Consider the following 16,201-nt stretch of genomic DNA (forward strand, 5'->3'; position numbering starts at 1 on the left):
TGTTTTCGATCAATGTCTGTAGACGAGAGGAATGAACGCGCACCGCAATACCCCATTTTTCCTAGGTATTTTAAGCAGTTAGTTCAACTCCCCCGATAAGCCCCTAACAAACGATTGGCGCGGCAAGCAAGAAAAATTGGCGCGCGTGGGTTGTGGCCCTGGTCGAAGCGGGACACGAAGTGCCGTTGCTCCGGGTCGATGATCCAGCCGTTCTCTTGAAATTCATTCGCGCCGACCTTATTATTCAAGAAATAACTTGATAATAAGGAAACGCCTCATGATCGTCCCCATCAAAGGCCTCTACGAGGCGCATCTGACCGTCCGCGATCTCGATCGCTCCATCGCCTTCTATCGCGACGTGCTCGATCTGCCGCTCGCCAAGGTGTTCAAGGAACGCAATGTCGCCTTCTTCTGGGTGCCGGAGGCGGAGAAGGCAATGCTCGGGCTCTGGGGCGTCGGCTCGGCGCCGATGGGGATGAAGCTGCACATCGCCTTCAACGTGGCGCTGGAGGATGTGGAGCGATCTGTCGAACGGCTGAAGGCCGCCGGCCTGACGCCGACGAAGAACGGCGAGGATCCCATCGACGAGCCGGTGGTGCTGAGCTGGATGCCTGCGGCGAGCGTCTATTTCGACGACCCGGACGGCCATTCGCTCGAATTCATCTCGCTGCTGCCGGAAGAGCCGCGGAACATTCCGAGCTTCCTGCCGCTCTCCGAATGGCGCGCGGGGGCGGGGCTTTGAGAAGCAGGGCGCTGAACGCAATCAGCTCTGGACGTCATCCCGGCCGCAGAGCCGGGATGACGATCAAGTTTGAGAACTACTTCCCCTTGAACTCCGCCTTGCGCTTTTCGTTGAAGGCCCGCACGCCCTCCAATCGGTCCTCGGTCGGGACCATGCGGTTATAGGCCTCGATCTCGAAGGCGTAGCCGTTATGAAGGTCGAGCTGGGTGGAGACGTCGATCGCCTTCTTCACCTGACGGGTGGAGATCGGCGCATTACCCGCGATCTTCTCCGCCGTCGCGAGCGCGTCCTCCACGACCTTGCCCGCGTCGCACAGCTTGTTCGCGAGCCCCCATTCCATCGCCTGCTCGGCATTGAACGGCGTGCCGGTCAGGATGATCTCCTTGGCCCGACGGACGCCGACGGCGCGCGGCAGGTTCTGGGTCCCGCCGGCGCCCGGCATGATGCCGAGCGTTACCTCGGTCAGCGCGAAGCGGGCGTTCGGGGCGATGTAGATGAAGTCGCAGCAGAGCGCGATCTCGAGACCGCCTGCGAAGGCGGCGCCGTTGATCGCGCCGATCATCGGGATCGGGCAGTCGCGCATGGCGCGGACCGCCTGCTCGAAGAGCGCGTGCTGGGTCTGCCAGGTCTCGTCGCTCATGTTGTTACGCTCTTTCAGATCCCCGCCGGCACAGAAGATCTTCTCGCCGCGCCCGGTGACGACGATGCAGCGGATGCCGCGCTGGTCGCGATAGAGCTCGGTGAAAATTTCGCGCAGGTCGAAGCCCATCTGGGTGTTCAGCGCGTTGCCGCGGTCGGGCCGGTCGAGGGTCAGAAGCAGGACATGCTCGGAGGGTTGCTCCAGCGTCAGGGTTTCGAACGGGCCGGGCAGCGGGGCGGTCATCTTGTTTCCTCCACGATTTGATTTGGCCGCAGTGTCACGGACCCAGGCGCGTGGAGCAAGAGGTGCACGCGCAACTCACTCTCTCCGGTTGGGAGAGAAAGAGGATACAGCCTCCCGACGTCGTCATCCCGGACCTGATCCGGGACTTCACGAAGAATTGGACCCGATGTTCGACAAGGTCCCCGCTCTGCGGCCGGGATGACGTCCAGAGCTCGCCGCGACCCGGACCTGCGGCCTATTTCAACCCGTCCGGCACGCTCTTCAGCAGCAGCTCGGTCGAGACCGCGAAGTTCACCCCGATATTGGCGTCGCTGTCCTTCGTGAAGATGGCGGAGAGCAGGCCGACCAGCCGCCCGTCCAGATCGACCAGCGCGCCGCCCGAGGAGCCCGGATTGAGCGCCGCGTCGGTCTGCAGGAAATCCTCCACCCGGTTAAAGCCGATGCCGGAGCGTCTGTTCGCCGAAACGACGCCGCAGGTGATGCCGACGCCGAGCCCGAAGGCGTTGGAAAGAGCGCAGACGGGCGCGCCGGTCTCGGGGCGCTCCCCGGCGAGCGCGATGGGCGTGGTTTCGGCCGCGATCTCCAGGAGAGCGATATCGGTCCGCGGATCGACCGCCGCAACTTTCGCTTCCAGCCGGGTGCCGTCGGGCGCGACGACATGCACTTCGGTCGCCTTCAGCACGACATGCGCGGCGGTCGCGATCAGGCCGGAGCGCAGGACCGCAACGCCGGTGCCTTCCGGCGCGGTCCCGGCAGGCGCGCCGAAGCCCGGGCGCTCGTAGCCGGGCCAGGTCGGTTCGACCTCGAAGACCGAAGGCGCGGCGGCCGCCCAGGCCTTGCGCGCGTCGGTCTGCGCTTTCGCCATTGGAGACGCGGCAAAAAACAGGCAGAAAAGAAGCAACAGCGGCCCGGTCCGAGCTCGCGCCATCGATGTCTCCTCCCGGTCGCTCCGTCTCACGCGGATTGATGATGATGCGGCTCGACAAGGTGACACAGCCCCTCCTCCGGCGCCATATGGCAGCGGCGCTGCTGCTCGCTTTCCTGTTCTCCGGCTTCGCCGAGGCACAGGAGGACTGCCGCCAACCCGAGCCGGTCTGCGCAGTCCGCGCGTCAATCTTTGCCATCTCCGGCCCGGGCGGCATCGGCAGCGCAACCCGTCTCTCGGCGACCGAACTGGTCACGACCCGACACCTCATCGCCGGCGACAAAGAGGTCGAGCTGTTCCTGGAGAGCGGCGAGCGGATCAAGGCCCTAGTGGTGCCCTCGGCCTATGAAGCGGACCTCATCCTGCTCTCCGCACCGGACCTTCCGGAGGGACCGGCGATCGCTCTCCCGGACGGTCCCGTCCACGCCCCGCTCTTTACCGTCGGCGCCGATGTCTCCTTCGGGCAGATCCGCGCCTACGATCCGGGAGACATTCTGCTGCCACCCGCCGACGGGTATCCCTTCGCCCGCCTGCATCACACCGCCTATGGTCAGCCCGCGCATAGCGGCGGCGCGCTTGTCGGCACGGACGGCCATCTCGCCGGTATCGTCGCGGCAGGCGGAGACGGACGCTTCGAGGCAATCCCGGCGGCCGCGATCGCCGAGTTGCGCCGGAACAGCGGCGCAGACCATTTGGCGGCCAGTGACGAGATCGGCGCCGCGATCCGGATCTGCATGCTCAATCTCGACCGGCACCGGGCCGACCGGACGCCACTGAGCGACCAGGAGGCAAGCGCGCTCGCCACCTCCTGCAGCCGTAGCCGGAACCGGCAGAACATGGATCTTGCCGCCCAGGTACTCGGCATGAAAGGCCGGTTCGACGAGGCCATCGCCCTCTTCGAGGCGGCGCTGGAGGAAGACCCGAACGCCCTCAATGCCCGGATGGGCCTCGCAGTCACTTACCATCTCGCAGCGCGCTACGAGGAGGAGATCCCACATCTCAGTTTCCTGATGCAGCATCTGCCGGACGACCATCAGATCCTCCGTCTCGCCCTGCAGGCCGGGATCTGGGGCGGTGATCGGGCGCTCGCCGAAAAGGCCTATCAGCAGATAGAGGCGGTCAATCCGCAGATGCTGCCGGTCGCGAAACGCTTCCTCGAAAACCCGCCACCGCGCCCGAAGCGGCGCTGAACCACCTCTAGCGCCCGTCGTCAGCGGGGTTCGGGATCCAGCCCCAACCAACGTCCGGAGACGCATTCCCGTACCCCCGCGCGGTGCGGGCGCGGATCGCCTCGACCAACTTTTCGGTGCTCCAACCGGGGTTCCGCACCAGCAGGCGCGCAGCGAGCGCGGCGACGCGCGGTACGGCAAAGCTGCTGCCCGAGGCGGGCGCGACGGCGCCGCGATGATCTATGGTCTCGATCCCCTCGCCCGGCACCATCAGATCAACCGACCGCCGCCCCCAGTTCGACCCCGGCGCGAGTCGACCGAAGGCATCCGCGGAAGTTACGGTGATCATGTTGGCGAGCGGGAAGGCTGCCGGGTAGACCGGGGCCGTGTCGATGTTCCGTCCGTTATTCCCCGCGGAGACGACGAACAGCATGTCGGGTCGGGCCTCCGCCGCCTGCAGGAAGGCTTCCCAGTCTGCCGCGTCGTTGCTGCCGAGCGGCATCAGGACGATGCGCGCGCCGGCGCCATGTGCCGCCGCGATCAGCTCCGCCATCCGTTCCATGTTGCCGCGCGGATAGCGGTAGGGCAGCAGCCGGACCTCCGGCGCCTCGGCGATCAGGATGCTTGCGACGGCGGTGCCGTGCCGCAGCGGGAAATAGGGCGAGCGGGATGTGTCGAGATCGAAGGGGCGCGGGTCCATGTCCCAGAAATCGTAGCCGAGCGGCGCACCGGAGGTATCCCGCGCCAGCCGGGCGGCGACATGCGGCAGCAGGTAATTCACCCCGCTGTCGATCTGCGCCACCGTCACGCCGCCGGGATCCGCACCCGGCGGCACCGGCGGATCAAGCTCCTCGACAAAGGATACCGTGGCGAGATCCGGCTGCAGATGTTCCAGCCGGACCGGCACATCGCGCCGCGCGCCATAGACGAGCCTCCGGGCCAGCGCCGGCAGGCAATCCGGACCGTACTGCACCATCGCCTCCGGGCGCGGGCCGCCGGATGCCGGAGCGCTGTATTCGAGGCGCAGACGGCGCAGGGCCCCGCCCTGCAGAAACATGTCGACGACCGCTTCACCGCCCTCCCCGAGAGTAAGCGTGAGAAGGCGCCGTCCGGAATTGTCCGAATTGACGCCGCCGTCCTGTCCGGCAAGCGAAATGCCGTCCGGCAGCATCCCGTCGGGATCTGCAAGCGGCGCTGCGCAGATCGCCCGCGTTGCGGCGTCCGCCCGCATCAGTCCTTCCGTGCCCGACGCTGCCGCGTCCGGCGCCGACCAGAGAAGAATGGACGCAAGTGCAAGGCTCTGCAGGCGCTGCGGCATTTGGAGGCCTCATTCCGGTTTCATGCTACTCTGGATTTGTAACAGCTTTCGCATTCCGGAGAAGGCAATGGACGATACCCCAATGCCCCTCATTCTCGATCTCGTCGAATGGGTCGCCGAGAAACCCCGGCCCTATGGCGAGGTAATGGAGGCCTGGCGCACCTCCTGTCCGCGTCTCACCGTCTGGGAGGAAGCGGTCGACCGCGGTTTCGTCGTCCGGCGCCACATCGATGGCGCCGGCGCGATCGTTGAAGCGACACATAGCGGACGCGAAACCCTCGCCGCGCACGGCCGCGCCTGAGGCGCGATTCGGGGCCTTCAAGGCCCGCCCGGCGAGGCACCGCGACAGCAGCAATGTTCCTTGAATTCAGAGACATGATGTCCTGAAACAAAGCTGAAACACGAATCCCGTATGAGCTTCACCAAGCATGGACCGGTCCGGCGGCACCCGCCAGGCACCGCGCCATCCGGGAGAGTTCGCACGCATGTCCGCCAACCCCCTGCTCCAGAACGCCGTCACCGCCGGCAGCGGCCACAAGCTGACCAAGCGCGGCATTCTCGACCGCATGTTCACCATGGCTTTCAAGGGCTTCGTCTATCCGCAGATCTGGGAGGATCCCGAGGTCGATCTGGAAGCGCTGCGACTGACGCCGGAGAGCCGGGTCTTCACCATCGCGTCCGGTGGCTGCAACATCCTGAACTACCTGACCGAGCGTCCGGCCAGCATCCAGGCCGTCGATCTCAATCCGGCCCATGTCGCGCTCACCCGCCTGAAACTGACCGCGCTCAAGCAGCTGCCCGACCACGAGACCTTCTTCCGCTTCTTCGGCCATGCCGACGAACGCGAAAATAAGCGGGTCTATTTCCGCGATCTGGCGCCGCATCTGGATGCCGAGACCCGCGCCTACTGGAGCAAGCGCGGGCTGCGCGGCCGGCGCATCGACATGTTCACGCGCAATGTCTACGAGTTCGGCCTGCTCGGCCGCTTTATTGGCCTTCTGCACCTGATCGCCCGCCTGCACGGCAAGAACCCGCGCCACATCCTCGAAGCGGAAACCCTGCAGGAGCAGCGTGCGCTTTTCGACGCCATCATCGGTCCGATCTTCGACAGCCGGATGGTGCGCGCGCTCTGCCGCCTGCCGGTCTCGTTCTATGGTCTCGGCATTCCGCCGGCGCAGTTCGAGGCGCTCTCGGCCTCGGCCGGCGGCGACATGGCGGGGCTCATGCGTTCGCGCCTCGAGCGGCTCGCCTGCGACTTCTCGATCGACGACAACTATTTCGCCTGGCAGGCCTTCGGACGCGGCTACGATCGGGCGAAGCGCCAGGCCATTCCGCGATACCTCAGCGCCGGCAACTACCAGACGCTGCGGGAGAATGCAGCAAAGGTCGATGTCGTCCAGGCCTCGATGACCGATTTCCTCGGAGCGCGCAAGGCCGGATGCCTCGACCGTTACATCCTGCTCGATGCGCAGGACTGGATGAACGCGGAGCAGCTCTCCGACCTCTGGTCCGAGATCCTGCGCACCTCGGCGCCGGGCGCGCGGGTCATCTTCCGTACCGCCGGAGAGGAGAGCCCGCTTCCAGGGCGCGTGCCGGGCGAGATCCTCGATCGCTGGGACTACCGGGCGGAAGAGTCGGAAGATCTCTGCCGGCGCGACCGCTCGTCGATCTATGGAGGCTTCCATCTCTACGTCCGCCGAGACTGATCCTCTGTCGGAGGATGCCGGTGAGAAGATGGACCGGATTTATCGGGTCCAGCGGCACTTCTACGACCTCACGCGGAAATATTACCTGCTGGGCCGCGACCGGCTGATCCGGGACCTGAACGCGGCGCCCGGAGAGTCGGTCTGCGAGATCGGCTGCGGCACGGCGCGCAATCTCGCGAAGCTGGCGCGGCGCTATCCTGACTGCCGCTATTTCGGCATCGACGCTTCAGCCGAGATGCTGGAAACCGCGGAAGCCTCCTTGCGCCGGATGGGACTAGAGGACCGGATCCGCCTCGGCCTCGCCTTTGCCGAGCGGTTCGACCCCGGCGAGACGTTCGATGAGCCGGACGGGTTCGATCATATCGTCTTCTCCTATTCGCTCTCGATGATCCCGCCGTGGCGCGCCGCGCTCGACCGCGCGGTGACCCTGCTCCGTCCGGGCGGCACTTTGCATATCGTCGATTTCGGGGATCAACGCGGCATGCCCGCCTGGTTCCGCCACCTGCTCTTCACCTGGCTGGCCTGGTTCCATGTCGAGCATCGGCCAGGCATACGGATCTGGGTCGAAGAGAAGAACGCCGCGGGAGATATGGAGGTCTCGGTAAGCGCTCTCGCCGGTCATTATGCCGAATTGTTCAGACTGGCGCGCACCGACCGGCCGTCCCTCTGAAGGAGGGACGGAGATTTACGGAAACATCCGCGCGATCATCTCAATTAGCGCGGGAAGTTCGACCGGCTTCCGGATCACTTCGTGAGCCCCGATCAAACGGGCGTATTCCAGGATTTGCGCATTACCGAGCGAACCGCCGGTTGACATGGCGATGATCCGCACCTCGGGATGAAGCGACCGGATCTCCCGGATCGTCTCGATCCCCTCCTTGCCCGGCATGATGATGTCGGAGATCACCAGGTCGAACGTCGCCTCCGCCATCAAAGCGAGCGCGGAATTTCCTTCCTCGGCGGTCTGCACCTCGTGGCCTTGCTCGCGCAGAATTCCCGCAAGGAGATCACGCAGAGATTTGTCATCGTCAATGACCAGAATTGAAGTCATTCAGAGAATGCTCCCGTCTTGAGGCGCCCGTCCCGGATCGCCCCGGATGCGCCCACCAGACTACCAACGAACCGGATGACGGTTAACGTCAAAGAACCGCAAACGGAGCTCGATCTACACGGGAAGAGTCTCTTCAACAACCGCCCCTGTTTCAAGCGTAACATAGATATGTTTCTGATATTCAGGCAAAAATCGCTCGCCATCCACCTCCAGGCGGGGGATTTCCGCAGTCGCCCCGATAACGCTCTGGACGGTTCGTCCATCTTCGGAGAGCGGCAGCAGAAGCCGCTCCCCGTGAATCGGATTGGCGGTCTCGGCGTAGAGCCTCCCGTAGATGTAAAGCACGGCCGGGAGATCGACGACATTTCGGTAATAGCGATGGACCCTCGGGTAATAGTCCGGGTCGGTATTGTCATCGAGATAATGCTTTGAGAGCTTGTGCCCGAACCTTTTGGCGACTTTCTCTCCGGTCAAACGGTAGCGGAATCTGTCGCTCTCGGGTTCGTAGTCGCAAAGCCAGATCCGCGGCAGAATGGATCCGAACTCCACCGGATCGATCTGCCGCCGGCTTGGCATCAGGAGCTGGCCCTTGATCGTCCGCCAATGATGCAGCAGGACCTGAAGGGTCTGCGTCCGCATACGTCCGGAGATCGCATCGAGTTCAGTTCCGACCTGCGAACCCGAGTCACCGTAAGTCATCGAACGGCAGCGCTCCTTTGGGACATATCCTTCGCCGACCGGCGATCGGTGGGTCGGGCAGTCCGGTCAACCCAACCGTTCTGGTCCTAACACGGACGGTCTCCCGCCACCAGAAGACGCTTCAGAAATAAACGCTGAATTTACCCGCACCCAGGAGACCCCGCCCTGGAATATCGTCGACTAGCGGTTGAACTGGATCGAGCACCAGTCTTCCCAGAGCTTCGCCAGGGCGGCGTAATCCTGGCTGCCCATCCCTTTCGCCTCTGCGATCTCGTAGGGCGTGTGAGACGCCAGCGTGGCGAACAGAGGCACGCCGAGCTGCTGCGCCGTCTCGAGCGCGAGCACGGAGTCCTTGCGGGCATTGGTCACGGACATCCCGGCCTGATAGTTGCCGTCCCGCATCCGCTCGCCAACCCGATGCACCAGCGGGCGCAGCAGCCCTTCCTCGCGGTTGAGGATCTGGACGAGCGTTTCCGACGGGACGTCAAGCTTCCGCGCCATGGCGAAGGCTTCAATCAGAACAACCATGACGGCATGCATGACGCCATTGTTAACGACCTTGGTGCCCATTCCCGCGCCGACCGGACCGAGATCGAAGATCTGCGCGGCGATCGACTGCAGCAAAGGCCGCGCCGACGCCTTGCTCTCTTCGCTTCCGCCGAGAAAAAAGGTGATCTCGCCTGCGGCCATGCTGGCGACGCCACCGGCGATCGCCGCATCCACAAAGGCAATCCCGGCGCTCTCGCACAGCGCCGCGCACCGTTTCGCGGTATCTGGCGTAACCGTACTGGTCTCGACAATCAGCGACGGCTTATCCGACCAACCGCAGATCGTCTCAACAACCTCCAGAGACGCTTCGGGTTTCGGGAGCGACAGTACGATCTGCGAGGGTGTCGGAGTGGAGAGCCCGGAAAGCTGCTCCACGACTTCCACACCGTCCTTCGCCGCGAGTTGCCGGCGTTCGGGCGAGCGGTCGAACCCCGCAACCGGCCCATGCCGCAACAATGCCGTCGCAACCGCGAGTCCGGCGTTTCCAAGCCCAACCAAACCAATCTTCTCTGCCATCGTTTCCCCCCTTCATTCGATGTTTCGAGGAGGGTAGCGGAGCTATCGGTCAGAGGCGAGGTGCGGAACCTTGCCGATCCGGCATTTCACTCAAGCACGCGCGGCCAGTTCCGGTCTCCAGCCTGGATGTTTTCCGGAATGCTCTGTTCCCAGCGCTTCTGAATGTCGGAATTGTAGTTCAGGTAGAGCTTCCCGTTCACGATCTTCCAGTTCTCGGGGTCGCCCTTCGCCGTGCTTCCCTGCGCCACGGCCCAGGCGCAATAGCCACCATATTGCGGAGCATAACGCTCCGGACCCTGTCTGAATGCATCGCGATTCCCGGCCGAGGCGAAGCGCCATTCCGCGCCTTTGTAAGTCAGCGTGAAATCGGCCGAACCTTTGACCGGACCACCCGGGGAGAAATAGCTCACCGGGTCGTATCCCCCCACCGCGACGTTGGAGAGGAGACCGGTATAGACCGGGTCCTCCGCGGCGAGAGACGGCACCGGCCCCAGCGAAAACCCTCCCGCAAGCACACAGGCCGCAAGGATAGCAGGGCGGAATCCGGGAAGGCGCGACATGGCCGTCCTCCAATCTTGCAGTGATTGAACTCGGTTCGACAGCGCTGAATGTGTGACAGGGCTCCTTCAACACCAAGTCACATTGGCGCGACGCCTCCGTGGGCTCGGTTCCGCCGCGTGAATACATTGCGGCGCGAACGGATCGAAATATCGCTCAGATTGAATCAGAATAGCGTTCAGATTTTGCTGACGACAGAAACGTGCAGAAGCACGACGCGCCGAGGGCATATGACGGGACAAGAACAAATCAGTGATTTCTCTGCCGGGGATCTGAGCAACGACGCCCAGAAAGCGATGTACGAGTACTGGCTGCAAGCTCGGGGCAATGGTCAGCTCCCTCCGAAAACCGCACTCGACCCGGTTGAGTTTCCCCGCGACGCGCTCCCTGTTCTGGCCGTCGTCGAACCGGTCGGCGAAGACGATTTCAGGGTGCGGATCACGGGAACGGGAATCCGTGCCGCGACAGGACGCGATTTCACCGGAAAGAAGGTCAGTCAGATCGCGGGCGCCGACGCCGCCCGCGAACGCATGATCAAGTGCCGGGATCACGGCGCAGCCTATTTTGTCGGCGGATCCGCCGACTGGTCACAAAAACCCGACAAGTTCTTTACCGCGCTGGCACTCCCATTCGGAACGCCGAGCCGGGTCGAGCGCATCCTGCTGGTCTTCAACTTCACGAACCATATGCCGGCGGAAAGCAAGCCACAGCCTGCTTTGTTGCGATCCGACATCCCCTGAGACGGAAATGCCGCCGGTCACCCGGCGGCATTTCCTGTAGCGATCTTCCGGCTCCGGTCTAGCAACCGGAGACGCACTTGCCGGTACCATCGAACCCAAGGGTCTTGCCGCTCAGCGGCAGGTAGGCCGGCGCCTTCAGAGCCTTCATGAAGGCCTCGGTCTTGGTGCCCGCGATGACCTTGCCGTCCTTGGTCCCGATCTCGTTCGCGTGCGACGGGATGACAGAAACCGGCTTGATCAGCTCGTTCAGGACGAAAGCCGCCTCACTCGGTCCGGTCGTGAAAGTGTCGCCGATATTCATGACGACCAGCTCCGCACCGTATTGTTCGCCGACAACCGTGCGCTGTTCGGCGGTCACGCCGGTGTCACCGGAGAGATAGGCGACCAGCCCGTTGCTGAAGGTCAGCACGTAACCCGTCGGCGGCCCCGCATAGGCCGTCAGGCCGGCGGACGAGAGCAGCTTGCCGAGTTCGCCTTCGATGAAGGCACCGTTGACGCCGTTCGAATGCGCGGCAGGAACGGTCGTGACGGTGACGCCGCCGACCTTGCGCGACGCACCGAAGCGGACCAGCTGCGATTTCTTCGAATCGCCGCCCAGCGCTTTCAGCTTGTTGGCAAAGAAGCTCGGCATCTCGCTTCCGGTGACGATGAGCGCCGATTTCTCGAGCGCGATATTCACGGTGTTGGTGTTCGGCGCAGCGACCGTGCCCATCATCGGCGCGCCGCATTCGCCAGCATTGACCGCATCGATATGGCGGTCGCCGACATGATCGCCGTGCATGTGGCTCACCAGCAGCGCATCGACCTTGCCGAGCCGCGGATCCCCGGCCCCCGCGACAGTGCGGCCGGCATCATAGAGAATTCGCGTGCCATCGGGATCCTCGAACATCATGGCCCTGTCGAAGCGGCAAAATTCCCCGTCATGGCTGCCGAGTGGCGTCACTTTCACCTCCTGGGCAGCGGCCGAAGCCGCGGCCAGCCCCAGCAGGCCAAATGCAAAGCCTGCGAAACGCAGTGATTTGAGAACCATCGCTCCCTCCTCCAAAGATGCTTGGAATAACGTGAAGCCCCCCGCCCGGGCCGGTACGGACTTTCCTCACGCCTTCACTCAACCAGCTCACGGCAAGGATGAATACGGCCCTTTCCACTGTCTGAAATTCAAAGGCGATTTTACCCGGGGCTATTTCAGCCAGACATGGCAACGGGATCGTGCGGACAGGGGGCGGTTCCGAAATGCAGATGCACTGGCGCCAACTCGCTTGCCGTGGCAACGCCCGGACCTACTTGCTTTGAGCTGCAGTTCGAAAGGCAGCGCGCGGAGCGCATTGCATGGAAGCGATCGAGAACGCCGCCATCATTTCCGTTGGACGGGCAAGCGGGTTCGCCGCGCTTGCGATCGTCTGCATCGTCATGAGCCTCAGCTATGAGCCGGCAGTCGCAGCGCGGGCCGGATGTATCCTCTGCCTGATCGCAGCGGCTGTCCTGTTTCACTATGCCCTGAGGGCACCAACCCGTCCCTATCGCAAGACCGAGCTCTGGATCATTCTGGCAAAAGAAGACCGGCCGCCGAAGAGGATCGCCCAACGTGTCATTGGCAAGATCCTCTATCGGACCTACAGGAGGTTTGCGGAATACTCGATGGTCTCCGCCCTGATATTCCTTATCCTGGCAATCATCTTCGGTTTCTTCCCAGAACTTCGCCTCGGAGATTGAGCCCGAGGCGGGAGCGGAAGCGCCGACCTAGCGGTTCGCCACCGTCTTAGGCACGCCGAACTGCTCTCGGCAGACCTCGGCAAGTGCGGCCACGCCTTTTCGGATCGTCTCGATCGGCGGATTGGCATAGCAGATCCTGAGCGCGCGTTTGGCATCCGGTCCCTCGATGGACCATTCGGCGCCTGGATTGATCTCGATGCCGTGCTTCGCCGCCTCCCGGGCGAGCAAGGAGGTATCGACCTCGGCCGGAAGCTTCACCCAGAGGAAGATCCCGCCCGGCGGACGCTCGAACTCGGCGGCGGTGCCGAAACTGGCCTCGACCGCCTCGACCAGCGCATCGCATTTCGCCTTGAGGGTCTTGTTGAGGGCCCCGACATGTTTCACGAAATGCTCCCGGCAATATTCGGCGAGGACCATCTGCTCCAATGCGCCTGAACCGGCATCGGTCTTCAGCGGCAGCATACGCGCCATGAATGCCCAGGGCGCGACCACGAAGCCGACCCGGAGAGCCGGCGCGATGGATTTCGAGAAGGAACCGACGAATATGACCCGGCCGCTGTCGTCCAGAGCATGCATCGCCGGCGGACGCTCCCCGCTCCAGATGAGATCCGAATAGCATTCGTCCTCGACCACCGGGACATCGTACTCGGCCGCGAGTCGCAGGAGTTCCTGACGCCGTTCCAGAGGCATAATCGAGGCGGTCGGGTTCTGCACCGTCGGGATGGTGTAAATGAATTTCGGCTTGCGGCCCTCGGCGGTGAGCGTCTTCAGTGCCGACGCCAGCTCGTCCATCCGCATGCCGTGCTCGTCGAGGCCGATCCCGACCGCCGTCACGCCGAGACGCTGGAAGCGGGTCAGGGTTCCGCCATAGGTCGCGGCCTCGATCAGAACGGTATCGCCTGGCGCGAGCAGCACGGCGTTGATCAGGTCAAGCCCCTGCAGCGACCCGGAAGTCATGAGCACGTCGTCCGCACTGCAGGTCATCCCGGCATCGCGACCAAGCTTTTCGGCGACGAACTCCCGTAGCGGCCTGTAACCCTGCGGGCCGCTCTCGAGATTATAGGTCGCCAGCGTACTGCCTTCCCGCTCCAGCACCCGCGTCACGGCAGCGATCAGATCCGCCGTGGGTATGTTTTCCGGCGCATTGTGTCCGCCGACGAAATTGAACTTCGGAAAACCGTTCCACCGTCCGGCCGGCGCAGGAAGGCCCTGACGCACCACTTTCTCGAAATCGAACTGAGGCGATGTCATCGCACTCTCCCCCTCCCATGATGTGATCCGCAGACAAGCGTGACCGCGATAGCGCGCACTCACAAGCGCGCGTCCGGCACGGCAATGTTGATCAGGAGGTTTGAAGTTTCTGCAGGTAGGTCTGCCCGAGACGCTCGCCGACCATGGCGTCGCGAACGAGGAGTGCGCGCAGGGCGAGATCGAAGGAGCTGAAGATGTCGTGCAGGATCAGCGCAAGCTTCAGCAGCTTTTCAGGCGCCAGCTCTCCGAAACGGGTGAAATCGCGCACAAAGACGGCATCCGCCCACATCAGCTGGCTAAGACCGGCATAGGGATCGTTGTTGACGACCAGCGGCTTGATCGTCCGGCTGGTCGGTTCGACGAAACGATGCAGCACGAAGCCGTGCTCACGTAGAAACAGATCCACGTCGGTGAAGAGCGGCTGGCCTTCGTACATTTCAAGAAACTCGACCTCGGACTGAATCACGAGACAGTCCGCGAGCTTTTTCGTGCCGTTCCGGAAGACCTCAAGCTCGCCTCCCTGGATATCGATCTTCAGGAAATCGAGGTCGGAGATTTCCGCAACATCGTCCAGCCGGACAGTCTCAATCTCTTCCCGGCCGATAACCTTGCCCCATTGGTCGAACCCGTGGAACGCGCCCAGAACGGCCATATTGGGTTCCAGCAGCGACGTCATTCCAGACGCCTGGCACAACCTCAGGGTCTGGACGCTTCCGTCATAGACCGCATGCTGAAGATAGGTCTCGTTGGGACCCTTCCGGGACTGCAGAACCGTGAGCGCCTCGGGATTCGGTTCGAAGCCGACAAGGCGGACATTGCCGCGCTTCAGCAGGCCATCATAGGGAGGCAACCCGCTGCCCCCATAAGGATTGGCGCCGACATCAACGACGTTGATCGTCGTATCGATCCCAAGCATCTCGATCAGCGACGGTGTTCCCTGGCTCATGCTTTTCCTTTCACGTCCACGGTGCGTCATCCCGGCTGAAAGCTCGCATCCCGGCAATCGGGATACAACAGAAAGCCGTGCGTCCGACGGCGCCGGGAACACCGCTCATCCGAAGACTTGATCCCACCAGAAAAATTGTATTTTTGAAAAATCCGTCTCGAAATTTACTTAATACTAAGGTCTTCCGGGAACCTTGAAGCGAACACATCACGGAGCAGCCTGATGAGTCCGATTTCGCAAAAGGTTCTCGAGCTTTCCAGACAACAGATCCGCTATCAGAAAACGGCCGAGATCACCGCGCACTGGAGCGCACTCAGCGACGCTGCGGACCCTGGACCGATTCCGATGTTCGACCCTATGGGCGTTCCGGGACTTCTGCCTTACGTCTACCTCCTGCAGCGTGACGCGCAACGTCTTCGCTACCGCGTTTCCGGAGAAGAGGTGAACCGTCTGTTCGGTTCCAACCATACGGGCCAATATCTCGACGAGATCGTTCCGGCGGAAATCTATCCAGAGGTCTCTCCTTTCTTCTTCAAGGTGCTGGACGGATATATCTGCGTCTTCAAGGGCTATGTGCTCCTGCCGGGTCAGGAGCATCTGGAATTCGAGCGGGTGCTCCTTCCGATCGAACGCAAAGGGGAGGTTCAACTACTCGGAACCCTGTCCCTCAGTTCCACAAGCGGGCTCCGGCGCGACCAGACACCTCCCGCAGCGCCGGATCCAGGCTTCCATTTCTATTTGCTGGAACTGAAGACCGGTGACCTGGAACGCCACCACAAGAGCCTGCTGCCGCTAGCCGACCGCTACAGCCCGAAGCGAAATCTCCAATGCTAGCTCGGAAGCGAAGTTGAGCCGGTCTCTGGCGGCACCTCGGCCCAGCGGGACCGGCTCGAGCCGACTTCAGCTTGCGCGCGGCAGTTCCGCTTCGACAAGGGCAGCCCAGAGGCTTGCCCCGGTTGTCAGTGTCTCGTCGTTGAAGTCATATTCCGGGTGATGGACCGAGTGGGTATGGGTCTCGTCCCCACCGCCGAGGAAGATATAGGCACCGGGACGCTCCTCCAGCATGTAGGAGAAATCCTCGCTCCCCATCAGGGCATCGGTATCGGTATCGACGGCGTCCACACCAACGACGCTCGCCGCCGCGGCGACGATCCGCTCGACCTCCGCGTCATGGTTCGAGGTCACCGGATAGCCCTCGCGGTAGACGCAGTCGATCTCGATGCCATTGGCGAGCGCCAGCCCGTCACAAAGCTTCTGGAACTTCTCTTTGATCAGAGCCTGGGTCGCCTTCGTCATGGTCCGCACCGACGCGTTCAAGACCGCTTCGCCCGGGATCACGTTGTTCGCGGTACCGGCGTGGAACTGGGTGATGGAGACCACCGCGTTCTCGAAGGGGTCTATGGCCCGGGAGACGAAGGTCTGCGCCGCCTGGTAG

19 protein-coding genes are annotated in these 16,201 nt (G+C 63.1%); 8 read left to right on the plus strand and 11 right to left on the minus strand.

All coding sequences use genetic code 11. From position 1 onward, the window contains the following. Positions 1-277: 277 nt before the first annotated feature. Positions 278-742 (plus strand): VOC family protein, encoded by a 465-nt coding sequence (locus JJ959_RS09230; RefSeq protein ID WP_292882467.1) that lies wholly within the window; start codon positions 278-280, stop codon positions 740-742. A gap of 76 nt (positions 743-818) precedes the next feature. Here JJ959_RS09230 and JJ959_RS09235 read toward each other — a convergent pair whose 3' ends face one another. Beyond that, positions 819-1,625, minus strand: a complete 807-nt coding sequence (locus tag JJ959_RS09235; RefSeq protein WP_292882470.1) for an enoyl-CoA hydratase-related protein — start codon at positions 1,623-1,625, stop codon at positions 819-821. Positions 1,626-1,860: 235 nt separating this feature from the next. After that, entirely contained in the window at positions 1,861-2,553 is a 693-nt protein-coding gene (locus tag JJ959_RS09240) for a trypsin-like peptidase domain-containing protein (protein WP_292882472.1), read from the minus strand. A 44-nt stretch (positions 2,554-2,597) separates the two neighbouring features. Between JJ959_RS09240 and JJ959_RS09245 the strand changes: the two genes are divergently transcribed. Next, the gene (locus tag JJ959_RS09245) at positions 2,598-3,740 is read left to right on the plus strand and encodes a trypsin-like peptidase domain-containing protein (RefSeq protein ID WP_292882475.1); all 1,143 of its coding nucleotides are present in this window, start codon (positions 2,598-2,600) and stop codon (positions 3,738-3,740) included. A gap of 7 nt (positions 3,741-3,747) precedes the next feature. On the opposite strand, the gene JJ959_RS09250 is transcribed toward JJ959_RS09245, so the two are convergent. Then, a complete protein-coding gene (locus tag JJ959_RS09250; RefSeq protein WP_292882477.1) occupies positions 3,748-5,037 on the minus strand; it encodes a S8 family serine peptidase in 1,290 nt (429 codons plus the stop codon). A gap of 67 nt (positions 5,038-5,104) precedes the next feature. Between JJ959_RS09250 and JJ959_RS09255 the strand changes: the two genes are divergently transcribed. The 3 genes from JJ959_RS09255 (at position 5,105) to JJ959_RS09265 (ending at position 7,413) form a co-directional block, all read left to right on the plus strand. Further along, positions 5,105-5,338, plus strand: coding sequence for a hypothetical protein (locus JJ959_RS09255; protein WP_292882480.1), 234 nt, complete (start codon positions 5,105-5,107; stop codon positions 5,336-5,338). Positions 5,339-5,522: 184 nt separating this feature from the next. Beyond that, positions 5,523-6,743 (plus strand): DUF3419 family protein, encoded by a 1,221-nt coding sequence (locus tag JJ959_RS09260; protein WP_292882483.1) that lies wholly within the window; start codon positions 5,523-5,525, stop codon positions 6,741-6,743. 28 nt (positions 6,744-6,771) lie between these two features. Then, the gene (locus JJ959_RS09265; RefSeq protein ID WP_292882486.1) at positions 6,772-7,413 is read left to right on the plus strand and encodes a class I SAM-dependent methyltransferase; all 642 of its coding nucleotides are present in this window, start codon (positions 6,772-6,774) and stop codon (positions 7,411-7,413) included. 15 nt (positions 7,414-7,428) lie between these two features. Here the strand turns inward: JJ959_RS09265 and JJ959_RS09270 are convergent, their stop codons facing one another. The 4 genes from JJ959_RS09270 to JJ959_RS09285 all read right to left on the minus strand — a co-directional run bounded on the left by JJ959_RS09270 (position 7,429) and on the right by JJ959_RS09285 (position 10,118). Further along, on the minus strand, positions 7,429-7,794 hold the full coding sequence (locus tag JJ959_RS09270; protein WP_292882489.1) for a response regulator: 366 nt from the start codon (positions 7,792-7,794) through the stop codon (positions 7,429-7,431). A gap of 114 nt (positions 7,795-7,908) precedes the next feature. Further along, complete coding sequence (locus JJ959_RS09275) at positions 7,909-8,493, minus strand: PAS domain-containing protein (protein WP_292882492.1); 585 nt, start codon at positions 8,491-8,493, stop codon at positions 7,909-7,911. Positions 8,494-8,673: 180 nt separating this feature from the next. Continuing rightward, positions 8,674-9,558: an NAD(P)-dependent oxidoreductase gene (locus JJ959_RS09280; RefSeq protein WP_292882494.1), complete on the minus strand. Its 885-nt coding sequence runs from the start codon at positions 9,556-9,558 to the stop codon at positions 8,674-8,676. A gap of 86 nt (positions 9,559-9,644) precedes the next feature. Continuing rightward, positions 9,645-10,118 carry a YHS domain-containing (seleno)protein gene (locus tag JJ959_RS09285; RefSeq protein ID WP_292882497.1) on the minus strand — a complete coding sequence of 158 codons (474 nt, stop codon included), beginning with the start codon at positions 10,116-10,118 and terminating at the stop codon, positions 9,645-9,647. A 228-nt stretch (positions 10,119-10,346) separates the two neighbouring features. Between JJ959_RS09285 and JJ959_RS09290 the strand changes: the two genes are divergently transcribed. Beyond that, complete coding sequence (locus JJ959_RS09290) at positions 10,347-10,856, plus strand: PAS domain-containing protein (RefSeq protein ID WP_292882500.1); 510 nt, start codon at positions 10,347-10,349, stop codon at positions 10,854-10,856. Between the two features lie 58 nt (positions 10,857-10,914). Here the strand turns inward: JJ959_RS09290 and JJ959_RS09295 are convergent, their stop codons facing one another. Continuing rightward, entirely contained in the window at positions 10,915-11,886 is a 972-nt protein-coding gene (locus JJ959_RS09295; protein ID WP_292882502.1) for an MBL fold metallo-hydrolase, read from the minus strand. A 299-nt stretch (positions 11,887-12,185) separates the two neighbouring features. On the opposite strand from JJ959_RS09295, the gene JJ959_RS09300 reads away from it, so the two are divergent. Continuing rightward, positions 12,186-12,569 (plus strand): hypothetical protein, encoded by a 384-nt coding sequence (locus tag JJ959_RS09300; protein WP_292882504.1) that lies wholly within the window; start codon positions 12,186-12,188, stop codon positions 12,567-12,569. 27 nt (positions 12,570-12,596) lie between these two features. On the opposite strand, the gene JJ959_RS09305 is transcribed toward JJ959_RS09300, so the two are convergent. Further along, the gene (locus JJ959_RS09305) at positions 12,597-13,820 is read right to left on the minus strand and encodes a PLP-dependent aminotransferase family protein (RefSeq protein WP_292882506.1); all 1,224 of its coding nucleotides are present in this window, start codon (positions 13,818-13,820) and stop codon (positions 12,597-12,599) included. A 91-nt stretch (positions 13,821-13,911) separates the two neighbouring features. Further along, on the minus strand, positions 13,912-14,766 hold the full coding sequence (locus JJ959_RS09310; protein ID WP_292882508.1) for an FkbM family methyltransferase: 855 nt from the start codon (positions 14,764-14,766) through the stop codon (positions 13,912-13,914). A 222-nt stretch (positions 14,767-14,988) separates the two neighbouring features. Here JJ959_RS09310 and JJ959_RS09315 point away from each other — a divergent pair, with 222 nt between their 5' ends. After that, positions 14,989-15,600 (plus strand): PAS domain-containing protein, encoded by a 612-nt coding sequence (locus JJ959_RS09315; protein WP_292882510.1) that lies wholly within the window; start codon positions 14,989-14,991, stop codon positions 15,598-15,600. A 66-nt stretch (positions 15,601-15,666) separates the two neighbouring features. Here JJ959_RS09315 and JJ959_RS09320 read toward each other — a convergent pair. Next, positions 15,667-16,201, minus strand: a 535-nt coding sequence (locus JJ959_RS09320; protein ID WP_292882513.1) for a M20/M25/M40 family metallo-hydrolase, incomplete at its 5' end; no start/stop codon positions are given.

This window comes from Nisaea sp., from assembly GCF_017640745.1.
GTDB lineage: Bacteria > Pseudomonadota > Alphaproteobacteria > Thalassobaculales > Thalassobaculaceae > Nisaea.

What these genes read in the sequence shown, in the direction of transcription:
- JJ959_RS09270 (WP_292882489.1), bottom strand. Translation starts at nt 7,794, where the DNA reads ATGACTTCAATTCTGGTCATTGACGATGACAAATCTCTGCGTGATCTC.
- JJ959_RS09230 (WP_292882467.1), top strand. Translation starts at nt 278, where the DNA reads ATGATCGTCCCCATCAAAGGCCTCTACGAGGCGCATCTGACCGTCCGC.
- JJ959_RS09235 (WP_292882470.1), bottom strand. Translation starts at nt 1,625, where the DNA reads ATGACCGCCCCGCTGCCCGGCCCGTTCGAAACCCTGACGCTGGAGCAA.
- JJ959_RS09260 (WP_292882483.1), top strand. Translation starts at nt 5,523, where the DNA reads ATGTCCGCCAACCCCCTGCTCCAGAACGCCGTCACCGCCGGCAGCGGC.
- JJ959_RS09240 (WP_292882472.1), bottom strand. Translation starts at nt 2,553, where the DNA reads ATGGCGCGAGCTCGGACCGGGCCGCTGTTGCTTCTTTTCTGCCTGTTT.
- JJ959_RS09290 (WP_292882500.1), top strand. Translation starts at nt 10,347, where the DNA reads ATGACGGGACAAGAACAAATCAGTGATTTCTCTGCCGGGGATCTGAGC.
- JJ959_RS09250 (WP_292882477.1), bottom strand. Translation starts at nt 5,037, where the DNA reads ATGCCGCAGCGCCTGCAGAGCCTTGCACTTGCGTCCATTCTTCTCTGG.
- JJ959_RS09305 (WP_292882506.1), bottom strand. Translation starts at nt 13,820, where the DNA reads ATGACATCGCCTCAGTTCGATTTCGAGAAAGTGGTGCGTCAGGGCCTT.
- JJ959_RS09245 (WP_292882475.1), top strand. Translation starts at nt 2,598, where the DNA reads ATGCGGCTCGACAAGGTGACACAGCCCCTCCTCCGGCGCCATATGGCA.
- JJ959_RS09255 (WP_292882480.1), top strand. Translation starts at nt 5,105, where the DNA reads ATGGACGATACCCCAATGCCCCTCATTCTCGATCTCGTCGAATGGGTC.
- JJ959_RS09265 (WP_292882486.1), top strand. Translation starts at nt 6,772, where the DNA reads ATGGACCGGATTTATCGGGTCCAGCGGCACTTCTACGACCTCACGCGG.
- JJ959_RS09275 (WP_292882492.1), bottom strand. Translation starts at nt 8,493, where the DNA reads ATGACTTACGGTGACTCGGGTTCGCAGGTCGGAACTGAACTCGATGCG.
- JJ959_RS09295 (WP_292882502.1), bottom strand. Translation starts at nt 11,886, where the DNA reads ATGGTTCTCAAATCACTGCGTTTCGCAGGCTTTGCATTTGGCCTGCTG.
- JJ959_RS09310 (WP_292882508.1), bottom strand. Translation starts at nt 14,766, where the DNA reads ATGAGCCAGGGAACACCGTCGCTGATCGAGATGCTTGGGATCGATACG.
- JJ959_RS09315 (WP_292882510.1), top strand. Translation starts at nt 14,989, where the DNA reads ATGAGTCCGATTTCGCAAAAGGTTCTCGAGCTTTCCAGACAACAGATC.
- JJ959_RS09300 (WP_292882504.1), top strand. Translation starts at nt 12,186, where the DNA reads ATGGAAGCGATCGAGAACGCCGCCATCATTTCCGTTGGACGGGCAAGC.
- JJ959_RS09280 (WP_292882494.1), bottom strand. Translation starts at nt 9,558, where the DNA reads ATGGCAGAGAAGATTGGTTTGGTTGGGCTTGGAAACGCCGGACTCGCG.
- JJ959_RS09285 (WP_292882497.1), bottom strand. Translation starts at nt 10,118, where the DNA reads ATGTCGCGCCTTCCCGGATTCCGCCCTGCTATCCTTGCGGCCTGTGTG.